21 protein-coding genes are annotated in these 20,939 nt (G+C 57.5%); 8 read left to right on the top strand and 13 right to left on the bottom strand.

All coding sequences use genetic code 11. The features are described 5' to 3' along the window. Positions 1 to 6: 6 nt before the first annotated feature. The 5 genes from uppS to rpsB form a co-directional block, all read right to left on the bottom strand. Complete coding sequence (uppS, locus tag K8I84_RS02280; protein WP_223793102.1) at positions 7 to 780, bottom strand: polyprenyl diphosphate synthase; 774 nt, start codon at positions 778 to 780, stop codon at positions 7 to 9. Between the two features lie 68 nt (positions 781 to 848). Beyond that, entirely contained in the window at positions 849 to 1,406 is a 558-nt protein-coding gene (gene frr, locus K8I84_RS02275; RefSeq protein WP_302910307.1) for a ribosome recycling factor, read from the bottom strand. 75 nt (positions 1,407 to 1,481) lie between these two features. Further along, entirely contained in the window at positions 1,482 to 2,210 is a 729-nt protein-coding gene (pyrH, locus tag K8I84_RS02270) for a UMP kinase (RefSeq protein WP_223793101.1), read from the bottom strand. A gap of 183 nt (positions 2,211 to 2,393) precedes the next feature. Further along, a complete protein-coding gene (gene tsf / locus K8I84_RS02265) occupies positions 2,394 to 3,263 on the bottom strand; it encodes a translation elongation factor Ts (RefSeq protein ID WP_223793100.1) in 870 nt (289 codons plus the stop codon). Between the two features lie 91 nt (positions 3,264 to 3,354). Further along, complete coding sequence (gene rpsB, locus K8I84_RS02260; protein ID WP_223793099.1) at positions 3,355 to 4,107, bottom strand: 30S ribosomal protein S2; 753 nt, start codon at positions 4,105 to 4,107, stop codon at positions 3,355 to 3,357. Positions 4,108 to 4,364: 257 nt separating this feature from the next. On the opposite strand from rpsB, the gene map reads away from it, so the two are divergent. The 6 genes from map to dapE are packed head-to-tail and all read left to right on the top strand — an operon-like array spanning position 4,365 to position 11,505. Further along, positions 4,365 to 5,135 carry a type I methionyl aminopeptidase gene (map, locus tag K8I84_RS02255; protein ID WP_223793098.1) on the top strand — a complete coding sequence of 257 codons (771 nt, stop codon included), beginning with the start codon at positions 4,365 to 4,367 and terminating at the stop codon, positions 5,133 to 5,135. After that, positions 5,136 to 7,781 (top strand): [protein-PII] uridylyltransferase, encoded by a 2,646-nt coding sequence (locus K8I84_RS02250; RefSeq protein ID WP_223793097.1) that lies wholly within the window; start codon positions 5,136 to 5,138, stop codon positions 7,779 to 7,781. Further along, positions 7,778 to 8,980 (top strand): succinyldiaminopimelate transaminase, encoded by a 1,203-nt coding sequence (gene dapC, locus K8I84_RS02245; protein ID WP_223793096.1) that lies wholly within the window; start codon positions 7,778 to 7,780, stop codon positions 8,978 to 8,980. The genes K8I84_RS02250 and dapC overlap by 4 nt, the downstream gene beginning before the upstream one ends. Next, on the top strand, positions 8,977 to 9,324 hold the full coding sequence (locus K8I84_RS02240; protein WP_223793095.1) for an ArsC family reductase: 348 nt from the start codon (positions 8,977 to 8,979) through the stop codon (positions 9,322 to 9,324). The genes dapC and K8I84_RS02240 overlap by 4 nt, the downstream gene beginning before the upstream one ends. 29 nt (positions 9,325 to 9,353) lie before the next feature. Beyond that, positions 9,354 to 10,382, top strand: a complete 1,029-nt coding sequence (gene dapD / locus K8I84_RS02235; RefSeq protein WP_223793094.1) for a 2,3,4,5-tetrahydropyridine-2,6-dicarboxylate N-succinyltransferase — start codon at positions 9,354 to 9,356, stop codon at positions 10,380 to 10,382. After that, entirely contained in the window at positions 10,369 to 11,505 is a 1,137-nt protein-coding gene (gene dapE, locus K8I84_RS02230) for a succinyl-diaminopimelate desuccinylase (RefSeq protein WP_223793093.1), read from the top strand. The genes dapD and dapE overlap by 14 nt, the downstream gene beginning before the upstream one ends. Positions 11,506 to 11,512: 7 nt before the next feature. On the opposite strand, the gene K8I84_RS02225 is transcribed toward dapE, so the two are convergent. After that, positions 11,513 to 11,731 (bottom strand): SlyX family protein, encoded by a 219-nt coding sequence (locus K8I84_RS02225; protein WP_223793092.1) that lies wholly within the window; start codon positions 11,729 to 11,731, stop codon positions 11,513 to 11,515. A gap of 227 nt (positions 11,732 to 11,958) precedes the next feature. Between K8I84_RS02225 and K8I84_RS16960 the strand changes: the two genes are divergently transcribed. Further along, complete coding sequence (locus K8I84_RS16960) at positions 11,959 to 12,474, top strand: cold-shock protein (protein WP_302910314.1); 516 nt, start codon at positions 11,959 to 11,961, stop codon at positions 12,472 to 12,474. A gap of 44 nt (positions 12,475 to 12,518) precedes the next feature. Here K8I84_RS16960 and K8I84_RS02215 read toward each other — a convergent pair whose 3' ends face one another. From K8I84_RS02215 to K8I84_RS02205, 3 genes are all read right to left on the bottom strand, one after another. Continuing rightward, entirely contained in the window at positions 12,519 to 12,893 is a 375-nt protein-coding gene (locus K8I84_RS02215; protein WP_223793091.1) for a hypothetical protein, read from the bottom strand. Between the two features lie 49 nt (positions 12,894 to 12,942). Continuing rightward, entirely contained in the window at positions 12,943 to 14,268 is a 1,326-nt protein-coding gene (locus tag K8I84_RS02210) for a hypothetical protein (RefSeq protein WP_223793090.1), read from the bottom strand. Between the two features lie 88 nt (positions 14,269 to 14,356). Continuing rightward, complete coding sequence (locus K8I84_RS02205) at positions 14,357 to 14,797, bottom strand: VOC family protein (RefSeq protein ID WP_223793089.1); 441 nt, start codon at positions 14,795 to 14,797, stop codon at positions 14,357 to 14,359. Positions 14,798 to 14,877: 80 nt separating this feature from the next. Between K8I84_RS02205 and K8I84_RS02200 the strand changes: the two genes are divergently transcribed. Continuing rightward, a complete protein-coding gene (locus K8I84_RS02200; protein ID WP_223793088.1) occupies positions 14,878 to 15,795 on the top strand; it encodes a DUF1853 family protein in 918 nt (305 codons plus the stop codon). A gap of 38 nt (positions 15,796 to 15,833) precedes the next feature. Here K8I84_RS02200 and K8I84_RS02195 read toward each other — a convergent pair whose 3' ends face one another. Genes K8I84_RS02195 through K8I84_RS02180 form a run of 4 tightly spaced genes read right to left on the bottom strand, consistent with a single transcriptional unit; the run spans position 15,834 to position 20,925 of the window. Beyond that, positions 15,834 to 16,802 carry an NAD(P)H-quinone oxidoreductase gene (locus tag K8I84_RS02195; RefSeq protein ID WP_411722650.1) on the bottom strand — a complete coding sequence of 323 codons (969 nt, stop codon included), beginning with the start codon at positions 16,800 to 16,802 and terminating at the stop codon, positions 15,834 to 15,836. A 33-nt stretch (positions 16,803 to 16,835) separates the two neighbouring features. Further along, positions 16,836 to 17,957 carry a DUF3524 domain-containing protein gene (locus K8I84_RS02190; protein ID WP_223793086.1) on the bottom strand — a complete coding sequence of 374 codons (1,122 nt, stop codon included), beginning with the start codon at positions 17,955 to 17,957 and terminating at the stop codon, positions 16,836 to 16,838. Positions 17,958 to 17,971: 14 nt separating this feature from the next. Then, a complete protein-coding gene (locus K8I84_RS02185; protein ID WP_223793085.1) occupies positions 17,972 to 19,702 on the bottom strand; it encodes a sugar phosphorylase in 1,731 nt (576 codons plus the stop codon). Next, positions 19,699 to 20,925 carry a glycosyl transferase gene (locus K8I84_RS02180; RefSeq protein ID WP_223793084.1) on the bottom strand — a complete coding sequence of 409 codons (1,227 nt, stop codon included), beginning with the start codon at positions 20,923 to 20,925 and terminating at the stop codon, positions 19,699 to 19,701. The genes K8I84_RS02185 and K8I84_RS02180 overlap by 4 nt, the downstream gene beginning before the upstream one ends. Between the last annotated feature and the right edge of the window lie 14 nt (positions 20,926 to 20,939).

The raw sequence follows: 20,939 nt of genomic DNA, 5'->3' as shown, positions 1-20,939 counted from the left end.
GAGTCGTTAGGAGTGGGAGGATGCCCGGGCGTTGATCTGGTCATCGGTCTGACCAAACCGGCGTTGCCGTTTGGCATACGCCTCCAGTGCCTTGTGCATCTCGGCTTCTTTGAAGTCAGGCCAGAACACCGGTGCGAAATACAACTCGGCGTAGGCCAGGTGCCACAGCATGAAATTACTGATTCGTTGCTCACCGGCGGTACGAATCATCAGATCCGGCATGGGCAAATCACCGATGCTCAGGTGCTGCTGCATCAGGTCGTCATTAATGTCCCCAGGCTCAAGCTTGCCGGTCCGAACCTTGGCGGCAAGTTGCCGGGCAGCCTGAGTGATATCCCAGTGCCCGCCATAGTTGGCGGCGATGACCAGTGTCATCAGGGTGTTGTCCTTGGTCAGCTCTTCGGCTTCCGCCATTTTCTTCTGCAAGACGGCGTTGAAGGCAGAACGGTCCCCGATAATCCGCAAGCGGATATTATTGCGGTGCAGCTTTCGAACCTCTCGCTCCAGAGCCAGGAGGAACAGCTTCATGAGGGCTGAAACCTCATCTTCCGGACGACGCCAGTTCTCACTGGAAAAAGCAAACAACGTCAGAACTTCAACGCCCTCGCGGGCGCAGGTCTCCACCACGGCTTTGACCGCATCCACGCCGGCCCTGTGACCCGAAACACCCTTCTGCCGGCGCTCTTTGGCCCATCGATTATTGCCATCCATGATGATGGCAACGTGCCGGGGTCTGCTGTCTGCAGACACCGGAATTTCTGCGGATACGGATTCCGTCATGCATTCCTCTACTCGGGTCTGGCAATCCGCGCCCTACCCTTTGTGGTTTACTGCCCGCACTGAGCCGGTTATACCGACATCAAGTCTTCTTCTTTCGCCTTGAGCGCCTTGTCTACCTCGGCAATGTAGCGGTCGGTCAGCTTCTGGATTTCGTCCTCTCCACGACGCTCGTCGTCCTCGGTGATTTCCTTTTCCTTCAACAACTCCTTGATCATGCTATTGGCATCACGACGGGCACTGCGGATGGCCACCCGGCCCTGCTCGGCATCGTTCTTGGCCTGCTTGACCATTTCCCGGCGGGTTTCTTCGGTCAGCATGGGCATAGGAACCCGGATCACGTCGCCGCTGGTTGCCGGGTTGAGGCCCAGATCAGAGCTCATGATCGCCTTTTCGATGGTCGGAACCAGGTTCTTTTCCCAGGGAGACACAGCCAGAGTCCGGTTATCTTCGACCGTGATACCAGCAACCTGCTTCAGCGGTGTTTCCTGCCCGTAGTAGTTGACCATCACGCTGTCGAGAATCGCTGGATGTGCCCGACCGGTGCGAATCTTGTTAAAGGCCGTATGCAGAGCCTCGAGGCTCTTTTGCATTCGTTTGTCGGCGTCGGCTTTGATGTCGTTAATCACTTCAGCACCCTCAATTCGTTCCAGAGAACATTCAATCGTTTCCGGGGCAGCCTAGCATCCGTGCCCCGGCATAATTCATTCAATCAGTGTACCTTCTTTTTCACCAGTCACGATCCGGGTCAGCACGCCCGGGCTGTTCATGTCGAACACCCGCAGCGGCATGCCGTGGTCGCGGGCGAGGCAGATCGCGGTGAGGTCCATGACGCCCAGCTTTTTGTCCAGCACTTCGTCGTAGGTCAGGTAATCGTATTTCTCGGCAGAACTGTCCAGCTTGGGATCGGCAGAGTACACACCGTCCACCTTGGTGCCCTTGAGCACGGCGTCCGCTTCAATTTCGATGCCGCGGAGACAGGCAGCGGAATCCGTGGTGAAGAAGGGGTTGCCAGTGCCGGCACAGAAGATAACCACATCACCGTCTTTCAGATCGCGAACGGCACGGCGACGGTCGTAGTGCTCGACGATGCCACTCATGGGAATGGCCGACATGACCCGGGTGCGGATATTGGAACGTTCGAGGGCGTCGCGCATGGCCAGGGCGTTCATAACGGTCGCCAGCATGCCCATGTGGTCGCCGGTGACCCGGTCCAGACCGGCTGCGCTCAGGGCTGCACCCCGAAACAGGTTACCACCCCCGATGACCAGTCCGACCTGAACGCCGATACCGATCAGTGCGCCGATTTCAAGGGCCATTCTGTCAAGGACTTTGGGATCAATACCGAAATCGTGGTCACCCATCAGGGCTTCGCCACTGAGCTTCAGGAGAACGCGCTTGTATCTGGGCTGGGTTTTGGATGATGTCGGCATGGTGATCCCCTTTTCGTCTGTTGGCAGCGATGCGGCGACTTTCGCTCCGCAGGCTTGTATCTGACATACTCCTCAAAAAGGGGTATCTCAGATACAAACCGGCCACGAAAGCCGGGAAACCCCGACTGACGTGGCAGACTGAGATGGTGCGCCGTCCGAAAGACCGGCGCACCGAAAGAAAAATCAGGCTTTGCCAGTGCCAGCTGCAGCAGCAACCTCAGCAGCGAAGTCCACTTCTTCCTTCTCGATACCTTCACCTACTTCCAGGCGAACAAAGCCAACCAGCTCACCACCGGCAGCCTTGATCAGCTCACCTACGGTCTGATCCGGGTTCTTAACGAACGGCTGTTCAACAAGGCTGTTCTCCTTGAGGAACTTCTTGATACGGCCGCCCATCATCTTCTCAACGATTTCAGCAGGCTTGCCTTCCATATCCGGCTGAGCCTTGATGATTTCCTTCTCTTTTTCCAGCTCTTCTTCCGGCATTTCTTCCGGCTTGCCTACGCGCGGGTTAACGGCAGCGGCGTGCATCGCCACATCGCGGGCAACTTCTGCGTCACCGGCAGAGATAGCTACTACGGAAGCAATCTTGTTGGTGCTGTGAACGTAGCCACCAACAACCGGGCCTTCAACCTTGACGACACGACGAACGGTGATGTTCTCGCCGATCTTCTGAACCAGCGCCTCGCGCTTGGCTTCCAGATCGCCTTCCATCAATTTGGCAACGTCGGTTTCGCCTTTTTCGAAAGCAACAGCCAGAACGTCGTTGGCGAACGCGAGGAAGTTGTCGTCACGGGCAACAAAGTCAGTCTCGGAGTTAACTTCCAGCATGAAAGCAACGGTGTTGTCATCGGAAATCTTGACCAGAGACACACCCTCAGCCGCAGTACGGCCGGCTTTCTTGGCAGCCTTCAAACCAGAAGACTTACGCAGCTCTTCGATTGCAGCATCAACATCGCCACCAGCTTCAACGAGCGCCTTCTTGCACTCCATCATGCCAAGACCGGTACGCTCACGCAGCTCTTTGACCATTGCAGCGGTAATTGCAGCCATGTTCAATCCTCTCAATTATTTCGAATTCGGTAGGACAGGCGTGCCCGCTTCAAACCGGGCACGCCTTACTTCAAAAGCGTGGTTCTGACGCTTATTCGGCAGCCGGAGCGGCGCCTTCTGCGTCTTCGCTGACTTCAACAAACTCGTCAGCGCCTGCGCCTGCAGACTGAGCTGCTTCGATGCAGGTATCGGCAACTGCCTTAACGTAGATCTGGATAGCGCGGATGGCGTCGTCGTTACCCGGGATCACGTAGTCAACGCCGTCAGGATCGCTGTTGGTATCAACAACGCCGATAACCGGAATACCCAGCTTGTTGGCTTCCTTGATCGCGATGCGCTCGTGGTCTACGTCGATAACGAACAGTGCGTCCGGCAGGCCGCCCATGTCCTTGATACCACCGATTGAACGCTCGAGCTTGTCCATTTCACGGGTGCGCTCAAGAGCTTCTTTCTTGGTCAGCTTGTCGAAAGTACCGTCTTTGCTCTGGGCGTCCAGATCACGGTAGCGACGGATAGACTGACGGATGGTCTTGTAGTTGGTCAGCATGCCACCGAGCCAGCGATGGTTAACGAACGGCTGGCCAGCGCGCTCTGCTTCTTCCTTGATGATCTTGGCCGCAGCACGCTTGGTGCCAACGAACAGGATCTTGTTCTTGTTCTCTGCCAGCTGCTGAATAACCTTCAGCGCATCGTTCATGGCAGGAACAGTCTGCTCCAGGTTGATGATATGAATCTTGTTGCGGGCGCCGAAGATAAACTTCGACATCTTGGGGTTCCAGTAGCGAGTCTGGTGACCGAAGTGAGCACCTGCTTTCAGCAGGTCACGCATATTTACCTGAGCCATGTAGTTACCTTTTTAGCTTCGGGTTAGTCCTCCACGAGTCCGATTGCCCCAACCCACTTTCATTCGTGTGTTGATGAAAGGGAGCACCCTGGGACAACGTGTCGACACGTGTGCGAATTTGCCGGATTCGTTTCCGGCGGCCGCGTTTATACCACAATCCGCTTCGCAAAAGCCATTATTTTTGCACCCCACCTTCCTTGTACCTGAACACTCAGCCCCTTAAAATGCCGGGCTGATGCAATTTAATGGGAAGCCCGATGCAAGTATCGATTAAGACCCCGGAAGAAATCGAAAAAATGCGCGTTGCCGGCCGCCTGGCCGCAGAAGTCCTCGAACTGCTTGATGAGCACATCAAGCCTGGAATCACCACCGAGGACATCAACCGCATCTGCCACGATCATATTGTGAACGTGCAGAAGGCGATCCCGGCCCCCCTCAACTACAAGGGTTTTCCGAAATCCGTGTGTACGTCAGTGAATCACGTGATCTGCCACGGAATACCGACCGAGAAAAAAGTGCTCAAGGACGGCGACATCATTAATGTGGATGTGACCGTTATTAAAGACGAATACCACGGTGACACCAGCAAAATGTGGGTCGTCGGAAAGCCCAAACCCGGCACCGAGCGCCTGATCAAGATCACCCAGGAGTGCCTCTATAAAGGCATCGAGCTGGTCAAACCCGGCACCAAACTGGGCGATATCGGCCATGTGATCCAGCAGCACGCTGAAAAACATCGCTACTCGGTGGTTCGGGACTACTGCGGCCACGGTATCGGCAAGGTCTTCCACGAAGAGCCGCAGGTCATGCATTACGGAAAACCGGACACCGGCATGGAACTGCAGGAAGGCATGACCTTCACGATCGAGCCGATGATCAATCAGGGCAAGTTTCAGACAAAATTATTGCCAGACGGCTGGACGGTGGTCACCAAAGATCACAAGCTGTCCGCACAGTGGGAGCACACCATTCTCGTCACTGCCGATGGATACGAGGTTCTGACCAAGCGATCGGAAGAGCCGTTCTAAGTGGACCTAAACAGACTGGAGTCCCGCATCAGAGAGGACGCCTCGCCGGCGCCTGCCGCCAAAGAACTGCTTAAAACGCGCTACCAGGCGGATGCGGAAGCCTTCCGCCAGGGAGCCGATGTCCGTGCGCTGGTGCATTCCCGGGCCGACACAGTAGACCGGGTTTTAAAGCTGATCTGGGAACGCTACCCGTTCGCAGACTCCCCCGATATCGCGCTGATTGCCGTGGGCGGCTACGGTCGCGGTGAACTCCACCCCCATTCGGACATCGACCTGCTCATTCTAACCCGGTCCGGTGTCGAAGACGGCTGGCACGAGGATCTTAGCGCCTTCATTACGCTGCTCTGGGACCTGAAACTCGACATCGGGCACAGCGTCCGAAGCATGGCCGAAGGCATCGAGGCGGCCCGGGAAGACATCACGATCCTGACCAACCTGCTGGAAACACGTACCATCGCTGGCCCCGACGATTTACGCCAGGAACTCAGTGAGCAGGTTTATTCCGACAGTGTCAGCACCGACCGCGCCTATTTTATTGCCAAACGGCAGGAACAGCAGGCCCGCCACGAGAAATACGGTGACACTGAGTACAACCTCGAACCCAACGTGAAGGGGTCTCCCGGAGCGCTTCGGGATATCCAGACCATCGGCTGGATCACCAAACGCCACTTCGGCCTGCAGGATATTTCCGATCTGGTTAAGTCGAACATCCTGCTTGAAGAGGAATACCAGATTCTCCTGCAGGGAGAGACATTTCTCTGGCAGTTAAGATATGGCCTGCAACTGCTGGCAGACCGGAACGAAAACCGTCTGATGTTCGATCATCAGCGCGCGCTGGCGCAGATGATGGGCTACAAGGACGAAGGCAAACGTCTCGGTGTCGAGCTGATGATGCAGTCCTACTACCGAACAGTTCTGGCCCTGGCGGAGCTTACGGACGTCATCCTCCAGTACTACGATGAGGCCATTCTTGCCTCTGGTCAGGAAGATGACATCCAGCCCCTGAACAAGCGCTTCCAGATGCGCAACCGGTACATTGAGGCCATCAACAACCAGGTTTTTGCCTACGCACCCTACGCCATCATGGAGATCTTCGTCCTGATGGCACAGCACCCTGACATCAAGGGCATCCGGGCCACCACCATTCGCTCCCTACGGGCTCACCGGCACCTGATCGACGATGCCTTCCGATCGGACCTGGGGGTGACCACCCTGTTCATGGAGCTGCTGCGAACGCCTCATGCGCTTGAGCACACGCTGTCTGCCATGAAGAAGTACAACGTGCTTGGGCGCTACTTGCCTGAATTCGGGCAGATCATCGGACAGATGCAGCACGACCTGTTTCACATCTACACGGTGGATGCCCATACTCTCAGAGTCATTCGCAACATGACCCGCCTGCGGGGACACGAGGCGAAAACCGAGTTCCCCCTGGCCTGCCGCCTGATTCACCAGCTTCCCAAACTGGAGAATCTTCTGATCGCCGGGCTCTACCACGATGTGGCCAAAGGGCGTGGCGGCGACCACTCGGAGCTGGGTGCCATAGACGCCGAAGCCTTCTGCAAGCAGCATCACCTGAGTGAACGGGATACCTCGCTGATTTCGTGGCTGGTAGAAAACCATCTTCTGATGTCCATGACCGCCCAGCGCAAGGACATCTCAGACCCGGACATCATCCACAATTTTGCCCGGGCCGTGCCCAGCCAGATGCACCTGGATTATCTCTACGTGCTGACCGTCTGCGACATCAGTGCTACCAACCCCAAGCTCTGGAACACCTGGCGCGCCTCCCTTCTCCGCCAACTTTACATCGAAGCCAAGCGCGCTCTTCGCAGGGGTACAGAAACGCCGGTCAACCGGGATGAATGGATTCAGGCCACACAGTCCGAAGCGCGGGAAATCCTGATCGCCCAGAACATGACCGACGAGCAGATCGACACCATCTGGGACACAGTGGACGAAGATTACTTCCTTCAGGATTCCACGGTCGACATTGCCTGGCAGACCGCGGCTATCATTCGCCACGGCGATAATCCCGATCCGATGGTGCTGATTCGCGACACCCGCGGGGGCCCGACCGACGGTTATTCCCAGATCATCATTTACGTGAAAGACCGGGTTGCCCTTTTCGCCGCCACGACGGCCGTGCTGGAGCAGCTGAACCTGAACATCGTTGATGCTCGCATCAGCTCCGGCGTTGGTGACTACGCCATCAGCTCCTATGTGGTGCTGGATGAGAAAGGACAGCCCCTGGGCACCGATCCGGCCCGGAAGGATCGGGTCCGGAAGCGCCTGATTGAGGAGCTGGATGATCCGGAAGACTACCCGGACATCATTCACCGCCGGACCCCAAGGCAGCTCAAACATTTCGCCTTCCCGACCGAGGTGACCTTCTCCAACGACACCATCAACCAGCGTACGGTGATGGAAGTCATCACACCGGACCGGCCGGGCCTGTTGGCCCGTATCGGGCAGGTACTGCTGGATCATCGGGTTCGCCTGTCGAACGCCAAGATCGCCACCCTCGGCGAGCGGGTCGAGGACGTATTTTTTATTACCGACGAACAGGGCGCCCCGATCAGTGACGCCTCCCTGTGCCGGGACCTGCAACAGGGCCTCTGTAAAGTTCTGGACGATACTCAATGAATCCCAATCTGACGAAACTCCATCCCTACCCGTTTGAGAAGCTTGCCAAGCTGAAAGCCGGCATTGAACCGCCAGCCGATATCGCCCCGATCTCTCTGGGCATCGGCGAGCCCAAACATCCCTCCCCGGAATTCGTCAAACAGGTGGTCGCCGACAGTCTCGACAAGTTGGCAAACTACCCCACCACCAAGGGTACGGATGAACTTCGCCAGGCCATCAGTGACTGGGCAACGGCGCGCTTCCAGCTGCCCGAGGGTTCAATGGATCCGGCACAGCATGTGGTACCGGTGAACGGGACCCGGGAGGCCATTTTCTCTCTGGTGCAGGCCGTTGTGGACAGCGGCCGCCCTGCAACAGTGGTCAGTCCCAACCCCTTTTACCAGATCTATGAAGGCGCAGCGCTGCTGGCCGGCGCAACACCGGTGTACCTACCCTGCGACGGCTCCAATGGATTCATTCCAGACTTTGACGCAGTGCCCGAATCGGTCTGGCAGGAGTGTCAGGTTCTGTTCTTGTGCTCTCCCGGCAACCCCAGTGGCGCAGTGATCCCCCGCGACACGCTGATCAAGGTCATCGAACTCGCGGACCGGTACGACTTTATCGTCGCCTCTGACGAGTGCTACTCGGAACTCTATCCCGACGAAGCCCAACCGCCAGAAGGGTTGCTGCAAACCTGCGCAGCCATGGGCCGCCACGATTTCGCCCGCTGCATTGTGTTTCACAGCCTGTCCAAGCGCAGTAACCTTCCGGGCCTGCGATCCGGCTTTGTCGCGGGTGACGCGAAGGTCATCGAGGACTACCTGAAATACCGGACCTACCACGGTTGCGCCATGCCCATCCAGAACCAGCTGGCCAGCATTGCCGCGTGGCGTGACGAAGATCATGTCCGGGAAAACCGCGCAGCCTACCGGGCCAAGTTTGAGGCCGTGGTGCCCATCCTGCGAGAGGTAATGGACGTGGAATTTCCGGATGCCGGATTCTACCTCTGGCCGACAACCCCCATGGACGATGAAACCTTCGCACGGGACTTGTCAGCCCAGCAGAACGTTCACGTGTTACCCGGACGATACCTGTCTCGCACTGTGGATGGGGTCAATCCTGGCGAGAACCGGGTACGCATGGCCCTGGTTGCCCCACTCGAGGAATGTGTTGAAGCGGCGCACCGTATTGTTGAATTCGTAAAGGCAAATACCCCATGAAACTGTACGGCATCAAGAACTGCGACACCGTCAAAAAGGCCCGAAAATGGCTGGACGAACGAAACATCGCCTACGACTTTCACGACTTCAAGAAAGACGGGCTGGACAGCGAACGCCTGACCCAATGGGAGCAGGCCGTCGGATGGGAAACCCTGCTCAACCGCCGTGGCACCACCTGGCGAAAACTTCCCGACGAGGTTCGTGATACCATTGGCGCCCAATCCGCCCACCAGATCATGCTGGACAACCCTTCCATCATTAAGCGGCCGGTTGTAGAGCATGACGGGTCCGTCTCCGTCGGATTCAAGGACGACGACTGGGCACAAAAGTTCGCAGACGCTTAAGCCTCACCAGACAAAGGAGCAAACACCTGATGAGTTTCGCATTCGGAATCGGTATCGGCACCCAGAACAAAAAGGGCGACTGGCTGGAGGTTTTTTACCAGCAGCCGGTTATGGCCCCCGGCAGTGTCCTGATGGAAGTGGTGAGCAACACCCTGGGCTATCAGGGCGGCAACCAGGCCATTCAGGCAAAAGCGGAACAGCTGTCAGAACTGGCGAGCGCCCTGCGCCGGGCCGGCGAAACCACGCAGGCCATTCTGGCGGAAAAGGCATCCCAGAGCTCTCGCCCCGTCGCCGTGACCATCCTTGATACCGACGATGCGGCCTCCAGCACGCCAGAGGTGTACCTCAAACTGCATCTGATTTCCCACCGTCTGGCCAAGCCCCATAGCCTGAAGCTGGACGGCATCTTTGGCCTGCTGCCGAACCTGGCCTGGACCAGCGAAGGCGCCATTGACCTGGAAGAACTTCCGGAACGCCAACTGCAGGCCCGTATTGAAGGCCGCACTCTGGAAGTGAAATCGGTGGACAAGTTCCCGCAGATGACCGATTACGTGGTTCCGAGCGGTGTGCGCATTGCAGACACCGCCCGTGTGCGCCTCGGCGCCTACGTGGGTGAAGGCACCACCGTGATGCATGAAGGCTTCATCAACTTCAATGCCGGCACAGAAGGCACCAGCATGATTGAAGGCCGCATCTCTGCCGGCGTGATGATCGGCAAGGGCTCTGACCTGGGCGGCGGCTGCTCCACCATGGGCACGCTTTCTGGCGGCGGCAACATTATCATTTCTGTTGGCGAGAACTGCCTGATCGGCGCCAACGCCGGTATCGGCATCCCGCTGGGCGATCGCTGCACCGTCGAAGCCGGTCTCTATATTACCGCCGGCACTAAAGTGGCACTGCTGGACGACCACAACGAACTGGTCGAAGTCATTAAAGCCCGCGATCTCGCCAACAAGCCGGACCTGCTCTTCCGCCGCAACAGCCAGACTGGCGCCGTGGAGTGCAAGACCAACAAGTCCGCCATCGAGCTGAACGAAGAGCTGCATGCAAACAACTGATTCCCCCACCCTCGAACTTGCCAGGGACCTGATCAGCCGGCCATCGGTGACTCCCGAAGACGCCGGCTGCCAGGACCTGATGATGTCCCGGCTTGCACCTCTGGGTTTCAACGCAGAGAAACTGTGTTTTGGCGAGGTTGACAACCTTTGGGCCCGGAAGGGCTCAGAGGGCCCGGTGCTCGCTTTTGCCGGCCACACCGATGTGGTGCCTACCGGTCCCGAGAAAAACTGGGATCACGCTCCGTTCGATCCTGTCGTTGAAGACGGTTACCTCTGGGGCCGCGGAGCAGCGGATATGAAGGGCAGCCTGGCGGCCTTCGTTACGGCCTGTGAGCGTTTCGTCGCCGCCTATCCTGAACACCGGGGTTCTATCGCCCTGCTTATCACCAGCGATGAGGAAGGCCCGGCGCTGGACGGTACCGTCAAGGTGGTTAAAACCCTGGAAGATCGCAACGAAAAGATCGACTGGTGCCTGATTGGTGAGCCTTCAAGCACCAAAGAGGTTGGCGATGTGATCAAGCACGGTCGCCGGGGCTCATTACACGGCCATTTGACCGTTCATGGCATTCAGGGCCACGTAGCGTATCCGCATCTGGCGGAAAACCCGGTTCATTCAGTGGCGCCGGCCCTCGACGCCCTGGCCAATGAATTCTGGGACGGTGGAAACGATTTTTTCCCGCCTACGACTTTCCAGATCACCAAAGTGGAAGCCGGCACGGGCAGCAATGTAATCCCGGGTGAATGCCTGGTGCACTTCAACTTCCGGTACTGTACTGAAAGCACCGCAGAGAGCCTGGAAGAGCGGGTCGTGGCGATCCTGGACCGCCACAACCTGAAGTACGATTTGAAGTGGCAACTGAGCGGACGCCCGTTCCTTACCGACAAAGGTGCTCTGGTGTCAGCCACTCAGGCGGCTATCAGCAAGGTCACCGGTCGGGATACAGAGCTGTCTACGTCGGGTGGCACATCCGATGGCCGCTTCATCGCACCCACCGGCGCTCAGGTGGTAGAGCTGGGACCTATCAATGCGACGATTCACAAGGTGAATGAATGCGTGAGTATTGAGGATCTGGACACGCTCTCGCAGATCTACGAGCAGATCCTCATCGAACTGCTCGCCTGAAGCGGAATCAATAGTGGGGAGGCGGCGTTTCGTCTTCCTCACTCTTGATGTTTGACGGCGAGAGTTCCCTGACCTGCTTGTGCAGCAAGCGCTTGGCCTCCCACAATTCGCGCAACTCCAGCTCCTGTTTCGCCAACTGATCACTGAGGGTGTTGATAATATCGTCCTGAAAGGCCAGACGCACTTCCAGTTCGTCCATTCTGGTTTCGAGATTTTTATCCGTCATAGCTAGTCAAACGCTCCCCGTCAGGACTCCGTGGCTGACGTAATTGCTTAAGACAACAACGATTATCCCCTTGGTCAGCGTTCGGAATAATCTGGTATCATGCCGCTTTTGCCCGCCAGTGTCTCCACGGTTCGGATGGCCGGCGGTTTTCACCGACCGAGTGTCAGAGTTTACCCGACATCCGGTTCTTTATCGTTAGCGTTACAAAAATGGAGAAAGTTCAGTCAATGCGTAATCCAGCCAAAGCGATCCTCGTTGCCATCCTGATCGCCATTCCCGCACCACTGATTCTGGCTACCCTGCTTTCCTACACCCCCGAACCCCTTCGACTGATTGCCGCCGGTGACCTGGTCGAGGCTCTGGGCAGCAACCGGGGTATCGCAGCCTACCTGATCAGTTTTGTTCTTTTTGGTATTGCCGGCTTCCTCGTTGCAGCACTGGCAGGTAAGCAACAAACCGCACGCAGAAACACATACCAGTCGGCCCAGCAGAACTACGAGGAGGACGACGACTATGACGACAGCACCCCAGAGGGTGACGAAGAAGGCACTGTTAAGTGGTTCAATGTGAAAAAGGGCTTCGGCTTCATCGTGCGTGACAGCGGTGACGAAGTGTTTGTTCACTTCCGCGCCATTCGCGGTCGCGGCCGCCGTGTCCTGCGCCAGGGTCAACTGGTGCGCTTCAATGTGGTTGAGGCCGACAAGGGCCTGCAGGCAGACAACGTGTCTATTCTCAGCGACTGATCACGCCGCCAATCACGAAAAAGGCAGCCCTCGGGCTGCCTTTTTTAGTTCCAGTTAACCAGGTGCTCCCCTCGGTGATCGAGGCGCCACCACTTTTCATCTTCAACCGGGTCCCCTTCCATCCAGTCTCCGGGGCTGCACCGGACTTCGGTATCCAAAGACCGCCATGCGCTGCGTGCGCAGTCCAGGTCGGACGACCAGGGCAGTGCTTCACCTTCCATCACCAGCGATGTAAACCGCTTTCCAAACGCACCGGGATACAGCGTAATTCGCAGACCAGCCCCCTGAAACAGGGCCGTTCCCTTGATGACGGAGTCCACCTGACTGTCATCCAGTTCCAACTGGTCCAGCTGCCCCTCCAACCACTGGGATACCGCGCCTGCCTCGAGGTCGCGGACATAAATCTCCAGATCCTTCACCCGTTGTGTCTCCAACCTGATTACGATTCTGCCGGCAATACTGAACCGGTCAACGCTTTGCTGCAACCCATCGAGCCAGCTCGCTGCTCAAATCATCCACGCTTAAGTGCCTGAGCGTGCCGGCGGCCTTGCGCTCGAACCAGGCGACTTCAACCGCCGCTTTGCTCAACTGCAGCTCATCAAGGGAAGCCGCAATGGCACTGGCAGGTTCACGACGAGCCAATTCCAACAGAGCTTGACGGCGCAACGACGCCAGCTGCCCCGACATCGCCATCGATTCGCCTGAACCACGTCGGGCAAACAGGTCCAGCCGCGCAGCTGCCCGCTCCACCCAACGCAGCAGGTCACCGGGCCACATAACAGAAGGATCCCGGCAACCTGCGGCATACCGAATCACTGAAACAGGGATTTCGATCTGCCAGCGTTTTTCGATCAAGGGCTGATGCGCCACGAGAATCGCCTCTTTCTGGCCAGCACTCGTTGAAGGCATATCAATCACGTCAATCATCCGCCCCAACCAGTGCTCCAGCCGCGAACAGTCGGCAGGGCTGGATGAATTTCCCACCAGCAGTATTGGCCCCTGCCAGCTGGCAAGCACATCCAACAACTGCGTTTCTGTGCGTTCGACGAGAACCATAAGGTCGGCCGGGGAGCAGTTATCCAGAACCAGCACAGAGGCAGAGGCGGAAGCCAGAGAGTCGGTTCCCTCACTCTCCTGACACCGTGCCAATTCGAACAGGCTCTGGTCAGTCCTCGGATTCACAACATGATGGTCCAACTCCAGTTCGCCGAGGGCAAACTGAAGCAGACTGGACTTACCTGCCCCACGGACTCCCATGAGCCAGACCAGCGATTGCGGCGATGAGGCCAGCGAGACAGTTATATCCTCGGCAACCAGGAGCCAGTCGCTGTCAGTGACGACCAATGGGACAGAGGGATCCTTCGATGCATCGTGAGGCAGCAGAGCGGTGGCATCGGGCCAGGTCACTACCACTTCAAGAACCGCCACGTAGGCCTTGTCACGCAGGCGCTCCATTCCCGAGACCAGTACCCGAAGCAGAACACTCCAATCAAGCCAGGACTGGTCGCAAACCTCCCTGGCCTCTGCAAACCAGGCCAGTAGCTGGGACGACAGAAACCCTTCCCGGCCGACTTCCGTCACCACCGGCTGTTCACACTGAACGGTTCTCACCAGTTCATCGAGATCCACTCCGGCCCGGTGCAAGAAGGCGGTTACCGAGGTACAGGATTCCAGCAGTGCCAGCAGATAATCCTCGGCGGTGACAACCGAGCCACCGCGCTGATGCACCCCGTCCCGCGCCTGCACCAGTGCTACCTGGCATTCGGGGGACAGGCATCCTTGCCAATCTTCCATAAAACGTTCCATGTTATTAACAGATCTCCCTGATCTTGCGTTACCTACGAAATGAATGAGTTCCCTGGTTGTCCAACTCCCTGGACGCTTACCAGGTTCCGGTATTTTCCATGCTGGCCCAGGGCTCCTTCGGCGGCAAGGCCTCACCCTTTTGCAACAGTTCAATGGAAATATTATCCGGCGTGCGAATAAACGCCATATGACCGTCTCTCGGGGGGCGGTTAATGGTTACCCCATTCGCCTGCAAGTGTTCACACAGTGCGTAGATATCATCAACGCGATACGCAAGATGACCAAAATTCCGCCCCCCGGAGTACTCCTCGGGATCCCAATTGTAAGTCAGCTCGATCATGGGCGCCTTGTCTTGCCGGGCACGCGCTTCATCATCGGGGGTCGCGAGGAACACCAGAGTGAAGCGGCCTTTCTCGCTACTCTTGCGACTGATCTCCTTCATCCCCAGCAGATCACAGAAAAAGTGCAGCGTTTCCTCCAGGTTGGAAACCCGGATCATAGTGTGAAGGTATTGCATATCAGGACACCTCGTTGGTGGTACGGAATTCAGTTTCGAGAGCCCCTTACCAACCTCAAAGTTTAGGGTATTCTGAAACAATGAACAGCCGCGAACATACCACGGAACTCTTCGACTTCAACCACCCGGCCGTGCGGCACCTGGCCTGGCTGTGTACCGCCCCTCAACTGATTAAGGGGCGATCTGTGTTCAGGCCTTCAGATCATCTGCCGCCGGGCTACCAGGAAAAGCTGACGCACTGGGATAAATACCCGTCAAGCATGCCCGAGCGCCTGCGAATGGAATCGCCACCCAAGCGCCTCGGTTATTATTTTGAGCAACTCTACGAAGTCCTCCTGACCGATCTGCTCGGCTGGCAGGTTTTGCTCAAGAATCTGCAAATCCAGTCCGAGGGCCGGACCCTGGGTGAGCTGGATTTCGTCGTTCACAACACCACAGACGACCGTATTGAACACCATGAAATTGCCATCAAGTACTATCTGAGCGTTCCGAATGGGAACGGTGACGCAAAGTGGTTTGGCCCAAACGCCCGGGACCGGCTGGACCTGAAACGGGATCTCCTAATCAACCACCAGAGCAGACGTACCGAAGAGCCCGAGGGGATAGAAACCCTGGCGATGCATGGAATAAAAGGCCCGCTTCCATGCCGCCTCTTTATGCCAGGATACCTGTTCTATCCCCTGGGCGAATTTCTGAATCCGCCATCCGACGCGCCGGCTGATCACCTCAGGGGCTGGTGGGTTTACGCCAGGGACGCGGAAACCATGGATACATCACACTGGATTGAACTTCGAAAGCCCCATTGGGTAGGCCCGTGGCGACAAAACCAGCCACCGAGCCCTGACGACACAAACGAACGACTGAACTCTGTCGACGAGCTTCGTGTGCCGCGGCTGTTCGCGGAGCTCGAACAGGATCAAACCAGGGGGGAATGGCGCGAGGTTCGCAGGATTTTTGTGGTTCCGCAGACCTGGCTCGGTGAGAAAGACCCCAAGTAATCCTCCTCCCGAGCACACAGGACAGCACACCAGCTGCGCTAATCGGATACTTTCAGCAGCACCTTACCGGTATTACGGTTCTCCGCGACATAAGCCATGGCTTCCTCGGCCTCGGTGACAGGCCAGTCGCAATCGATGACGGGCTCAATCTGACCGGCGCTCAGCAAGGGCCAGACACGCTTGTGCAACTCCTGCATAACCCGCCCCTTGTCCTCCACGGTCCGGGACCGAAGGGTTGAGCCGATCAGCTGATGGCGTTTAACCAGCATCAGTCCCAGATCCACTTCCGCCATTCGGCCCCCCATCAAACCGATCAGCACAATCCGCCCATCCACATTCAGAACTTTCTGATCATCGGCGATGTACTTCCCGCCGACGGGGTCAAGCACCATATCAACGCCACCACCCCAGGACTTCACCGCGTCCACGAAGGAACCATCGTTTCGATCCCAGAGGCCTGACGCGCCCAGCTGTTTGCATACCTCCAGCTTTTCGGCACTGCCGGCTGTGGCAAAGACCGGGTTGCCAAAGGCCGTCGCCAGCTGGATAACCGCAGTGCCCAAGCCACTGGCAGCGGCGTGCAGGAGAACCCGCTCCCCCGGCTTCAAACCGGCTTCCATGTATAGATTCAGCCAGGCGGTGGCAAACACTTCCGGTATCGCAGCAGCCTGCCGGAGGCTGAATCCCCTGGGAATGGGCAACACCTGCACTGCAGGTACCGTCACCCGGGTGGCGTAACCGCCTCCGGTCAGCAGGGCACAGACCTCATCGCCGACGGCAAACTCTGCCACTTCTTCCCCAACAGCCGCAATTCGGCCACTGACTTCCAGCCCCAGTATCTCGGATGCCCCGGGAGGAGGCGGATAAAGACCGGCCCTTTGCATCAGGTCGGCGCGATTGATGGCGGTCCAGACTACCTCGATTTCCACGTGGTCGGCAGGCAACTCTTTCGGGGTTTCGTGGTCTCCCCAGTTCAGCTTACCGCCGCTTACCGTGATTGCTTTCATCATGTCTGAGCTCTTTGCCTTTGGAACGTTGCGTCAGGATAACCGATGTGTTTCCAGCGTTGTATGGATCATCTTCTCATATGCGGTCAGCAGGCGACTTTCGCGCCATTCTTCAGGTACGCTGGCCACCGTAACAGATGCAAGCATATTCATGAGCTGCCGCGCAGCACCCTCAGCTTCCCTGTCCGGCTGGCCGGAAACGCTCGGATACAGCTGCGACGCGGGAACATACTCGGGATAGGCCAGACGGTCCGGCGCAAGTGCCAGGCACCCTGATGCCATGGCCTCAAGCATCGACAGCCCCTGGAAATCGTGTACGGCGGTTGAAATCACAACATCTGCCTCTTGAAGCAGCTTGTCGTATTGGCTCCGATCCGCCAGGAATCCCCAGTGCACGATGCGGTCACCATGCTGCTCAAGAATAGACTCGAATTCCTTGGGCTGCTGCCGGAACTGCTCGCCGACCACACTCAGACGGAAGTTCTGCCCCTGCAGGAGCAATTCATCCAGCAACATCAGCAACCGGTCCGGGCCCTTGTCGTACTCCCACCGGTGATTCCACAACAGGTGCGGGCAGTCGGTATCTGGTGGTCTCTGGCGCTCTCGGAAAAGCCTCTCCTCAACCGGCACCGGAACAACCTGTGACTTCGCAGCCAGCCTCTCCGGTGCGCCTTCTGGAATCCCATCAGGAAGCTTTCGAAAAAGGGCCTCGACGCCCGCCAGAAAGCTGCGACGATTCCAGTCACTATTAAACACCACCGTCGTTGCCGAAATCGCGCTGTAAAGGTTAACCATCTGCGGGTCCACACTCTGGTGCTGCCCCTCGGACTCCGGATAGGCAAACTGGTTTTCGTGCATGTACAGAACGGCGGGAATGGAAGCCAGATGGGGGTGAAATCCCCGGATGGAGGCAAGATCGACCATGGAGGTGGCCAGAAGAAGATCCCATTGCTGATTTAGCAATGGTTCATTGAGCCAGGTCAGCGCGTTGCCCCGGATCCGCCAGCGGAAGTAGCGTGGCGGCAGAGCCAGGCTGTGCCATTCATAACCATCAAGGCCGGCGACCAGTTGCTCCCGCCAGCGCCGATGGCTGCCGGCGTCGTAGGCAGAAAGAACAAGTATTCTGGGTTTGCGGGCAGTGGTCGAATCGGACATGCGGGCATTGTGCCCTAGTCACGATTCGACAACCAAACGCTCTGGTAGGGTTTCAGGGTGATGGTGCCCGCCTGATCGTCGATAGTCATGCCGGAAATCAGATCCCGCCAGTGGTCAGTGCCAATCAGGTTGATGGTGCTCAGGGCCACCTGCTGAACCTCGTTACTGATGTTGTGAATGCAGAAGATCGACTGGTCCCGGCGCATGCTCTGGCGCCAGAAGCCAAACAGCTGCAGGCCAAGGTGCAGGGTGAACTGGGTGGCATTGGGGTGAAACGCAGGCTGCTTGCGCCGGATAGCGATCAGGCGGGTCAGTTCGTGATAGGCCTTGCTGTGGTGGCTCAGGGGATTCTCCAGCTCGGTTTCCAGCTTCTCGATCTCCCACTGGCTGCGGTTAATCGAGCGCAGCCGCCCGGTGTTTTCCATCCGGTCCAGATCGTTCACCGACGCCAGAAGGCTGTGTATGTAAAACGCCGGAATCCCCTCCAACGCCAGCATGATGGTGTGAGCGCAGATAAAGCGCTGGAGCTGCCAGTGGTCCGCGCCACCCTGCACAGTGCCTTTCAGGGCATCGTACAGGGAAATGTTAATCTCATAAGGCTGATCCAGGCCGTCCGGCGTACGCCGGTACGACACCTTGCCGCCGAACGAAGTCATGGTGTTTATCAGACGCTGCTTTTCGTCCTCATCCAGCAAGCCGTCCGTGGGACGCATCCCCACCCCATCGTGGGAGGCAATAAAATTCAGGTAAGTCGTACCCAGCTGGGCCGGAGGCATGCTCATCAACCAGGTTTTCAGGTGCCGGCAGTCACCGGTCACCATGGTATTGATCAGCAATGGCGGCAGCGAAAAGTTGTAGATCACATGGGCTTCGTTGGCATTACCGAAGTAGGTGAGATTCTCCCGATTAGGCACATTGGTTTCGGTGATGACCACGGCATCGGGGGTGTGATGCTCAATCAGCAGCCGCATGATCTTGATCAGCTCGTGGGTCTCCTGCAGGTGGATGCTGGGCGTGCCAGGCTCCTTCCACAGGAACGCCACCGCATCGAGCCGGAACAGAACCACTCCCCGTTCCAGGTAGTAACGGATGATGGCAGCAAACTCGATCAGCACCTGAGGGTTGGCAAAATTCAGATCGACCTGGTCTTCGCTGAAGGTACACCAGACGTAACGCTCTCCATCATCGGTCTGCACCGCGTTGAGCAGGGGCGAGGTTCTTGGTCGCACCACCGCACTCAGGTCATCCTTTGGATTGCCCTCGAAGAAGTAGTCCTTGCCCGGATCCACCCGCTTGCGGAAATTCTCGAACCAGCGGCTGCGGGCGGACATGTGATTCACCACGAGGTCCGCCATCAGTTTGTAATCCCGGGCAATGGCTTCAATATCCTCCCAGCCACCGTGTGATTCATTGACCGCCAGATAATCCATGACCGAGAAGCCATCGTCCGAGCTGTAGGGAAAGAACGGCAGGATATGTACCGCCGAAATGGTCTCGGACAGACAGTCATTCAGGAACTGGCGCAACGTGACCAGTGGCTTCTGCCCTTCCTTCTGAACCGTGTCGGCATAGGTAATGAGAATAATGTCCGACTCGTCCCAGTTGTTCTGATGGGCCGGAGGTGGCGGCATGCCCGGGTCGAGCCCCATGGTATTGAGCAACTGGTCAGCAAGAAACTGGCAATCCAGGGCCGGGTAGACCACGTCAAGCATGGCCACCAGCTTGTCCCTGAGGGGCTGGGTCATGGGCGGAACTCCTCGTTATCCCGCTCAACCGCCTCGAATAACTGCTCCTTGATATCCGGAATCGCACTGGTGACCCGATTCCAGCTCGGGATGAACGGTGTATCCATGGGATTATCCAGAAAATACGCCCCCGCCCGCATCACGTTCTGGGCGAACAGTTCCACCGCTTTCTCTTCTTTGTGTCGATCGAAAGTCAGGCCGTTGATGATGGCGTCGTTCTGGTAGGTTTCAACGAAGTCTAGTGCAATCCGGAAATAGGTGGCCTTGATGGTGCGGAACTTTTCGCTCGAGAAAATTTCACCGTTGGTCGCCAGCTTCCGGAACAGGGCCTTGGAGATATCCATGCTCATTTTTGACAAACCCCGGCTGGCATCCTCCGGTGACAGATCCTGATGCTTGTGATCGTACACATCGGCGATGTCCACCTGACACAGACGGTTGGTGGCGTAATTACGCTTCATCTCCGACAGCACACCGATTTCCAGCCCCCAGTCACTGGGAATTCGCAGGTCGTTGATCACATCGGTGCGGAAGGAAAACTCCCCGGCCAGCGGGTACCGGTAGCTGTCCAGATAATCTAGAAAGTCATTGGCGCCACACACTTTCTTCAGGGCCCGGATCAAGGGCGTGACCAGCAAGCGGCTGACCCGACCATTCATTCGCTTATCAGCCACACGGGCGTAATAGCCTTTGCAGAACATGTAGTTGAAACCGGGGTTGGCCACCGGGTAGATCAATCTTGCCACCAGGTCCCGCGAGTAGGTCAGGATGTCGCAATCGTGCAGCGCGACCGACTTGCTCAACCCCGCAGCCAGCACATAGCCGAAGCAATACCAGACGTTCCGGCCCTTACCCATTTCCGTGGGTGCCAGGTTTTGCTCCCGCAGCGTCAGGTCAATGGACCGCAGGCGTGGGCCGTCATTCCACAGTACCTTGACGTCGCTCTGCGGCAGCTCCGAGAAGTATTCCAGGGCGTGGCGATACTGCTCCTCATTTGCCCGGTCGAGCCCGATCACAACCTGCTCCAGGTAGGGAACCTTGGTGAGCTCGTGCACAATGTTCTTGAGGGCAGGCCCTTCGAGTTCCGAATACAGCGAGGGAAGCACCAGCGACATGGGCCTTTCCTTGCGGAACTTCATCAAGTCACTTTCAAGGTCTTCCACCGGCCGATCGACCAGGTTATGCAGTGTTGTAATTATTCCGTTCTGGTAGAAATCGCCCACGGTGGCTCTCCTGT

Source organism: Marinobacter sp. F4216 (assembly GCF_019931195.1).
GTDB classification, from domain to species: domain Bacteria; phylum Pseudomonadota; class Gammaproteobacteria; order Pseudomonadales; family Oleiphilaceae; genus Marinobacter; species Marinobacter suaedae.
Note: the sequence above shows the minus strand (reverse complement) of the source record. Positions and strands in the feature narration are given on the sequence as shown.

Coding starts and splice junctions, on each gene's coding strand:
- dapE (WP_223793093.1), top strand. CDS start 10,369: ATGCAAACAACTGATTCCCCCACCCTCGAACTTGCCAGGGACCTGATC.
- K8I84_RS02200 (WP_223793088.1), top strand. CDS start 14,878: ATGAACAGCCGCGAACATACCACGGAACTCTTCGACTTCAACCACCCG.
- dapD (WP_223793094.1), top strand. CDS start 9,354: ATGAGTTTCGCATTCGGAATCGGTATCGGCACCCAGAACAAAAAGGGC.
- map (WP_223793098.1), top strand. CDS start 4,365: ATGCAAGTATCGATTAAGACCCCGGAAGAAATCGAAAAAATGCGCGTT.
- K8I84_RS02195 (WP_411722650.1), bottom strand. CDS start 16,802: ATGAAAGCAATCACGGTAAGCGGCGGTAAGCTGAACTGGGGAGACCAC.
- tsf (WP_223793100.1), bottom strand. CDS start 3,263: ATGGCTGCAATTACCGCTGCAATGGTCAAAGAGCTGCGTGAGCGTACC.
- K8I84_RS02240 (WP_223793095.1), top strand. CDS start 8,977: ATGAAACTGTACGGCATCAAGAACTGCGACACCGTCAAAAAGGCCCGA.
- dapC (WP_223793096.1), top strand. CDS start 7,778: ATGAATCCCAATCTGACGAAACTCCATCCCTACCCGTTTGAGAAGCTT.
- K8I84_RS02185 (WP_223793085.1), bottom strand. CDS start 19,702: ATGACCCAGCCCCTCAGGGACAAGCTGGTGGCCATGCTTGACGTGGTC.
- pyrH (WP_223793101.1), bottom strand. CDS start 2,210: ATGCCGACATCATCCAAAACCCAGCCCAGATACAAGCGCGTTCTCCTG.
- K8I84_RS02190 (WP_223793086.1), bottom strand. CDS start 17,957: ATGTCCGATTCGACCACTGCCCGCAAACCCAGAATACTTGTTCTTTCT.
- K8I84_RS16960 (WP_302910314.1), top strand. CDS start 11,959: ATGCGTAATCCAGCCAAAGCGATCCTCGTTGCCATCCTGATCGCCATT.
- rpsB (WP_223793099.1), bottom strand. CDS start 4,107: ATGGCTCAGGTAAATATGCGTGACCTGCTGAAAGCAGGTGCTCACTTC.
- K8I84_RS02205 (WP_223793089.1), bottom strand. CDS start 14,797: ATGCAATACCTTCACACTATGATCCGGGTTTCCAACCTGGAGGAAACG.
- K8I84_RS02225 (WP_223793092.1), bottom strand. CDS start 11,731: ATGACGGATAAAAATCTCGAAACCAGAATGGACGAACTGGAAGTGCGT.
- uppS (WP_223793102.1), bottom strand. CDS start 780: ATGACGGAATCCGTATCCGCAGAAATTCCGGTGTCTGCAGACAGCAGA.
- K8I84_RS02210 (WP_223793090.1), bottom strand. CDS start 14,268: ATGGAAGATTGGCAAGGATGCCTGTCCCCCGAATGCCAGGTAGCACTG.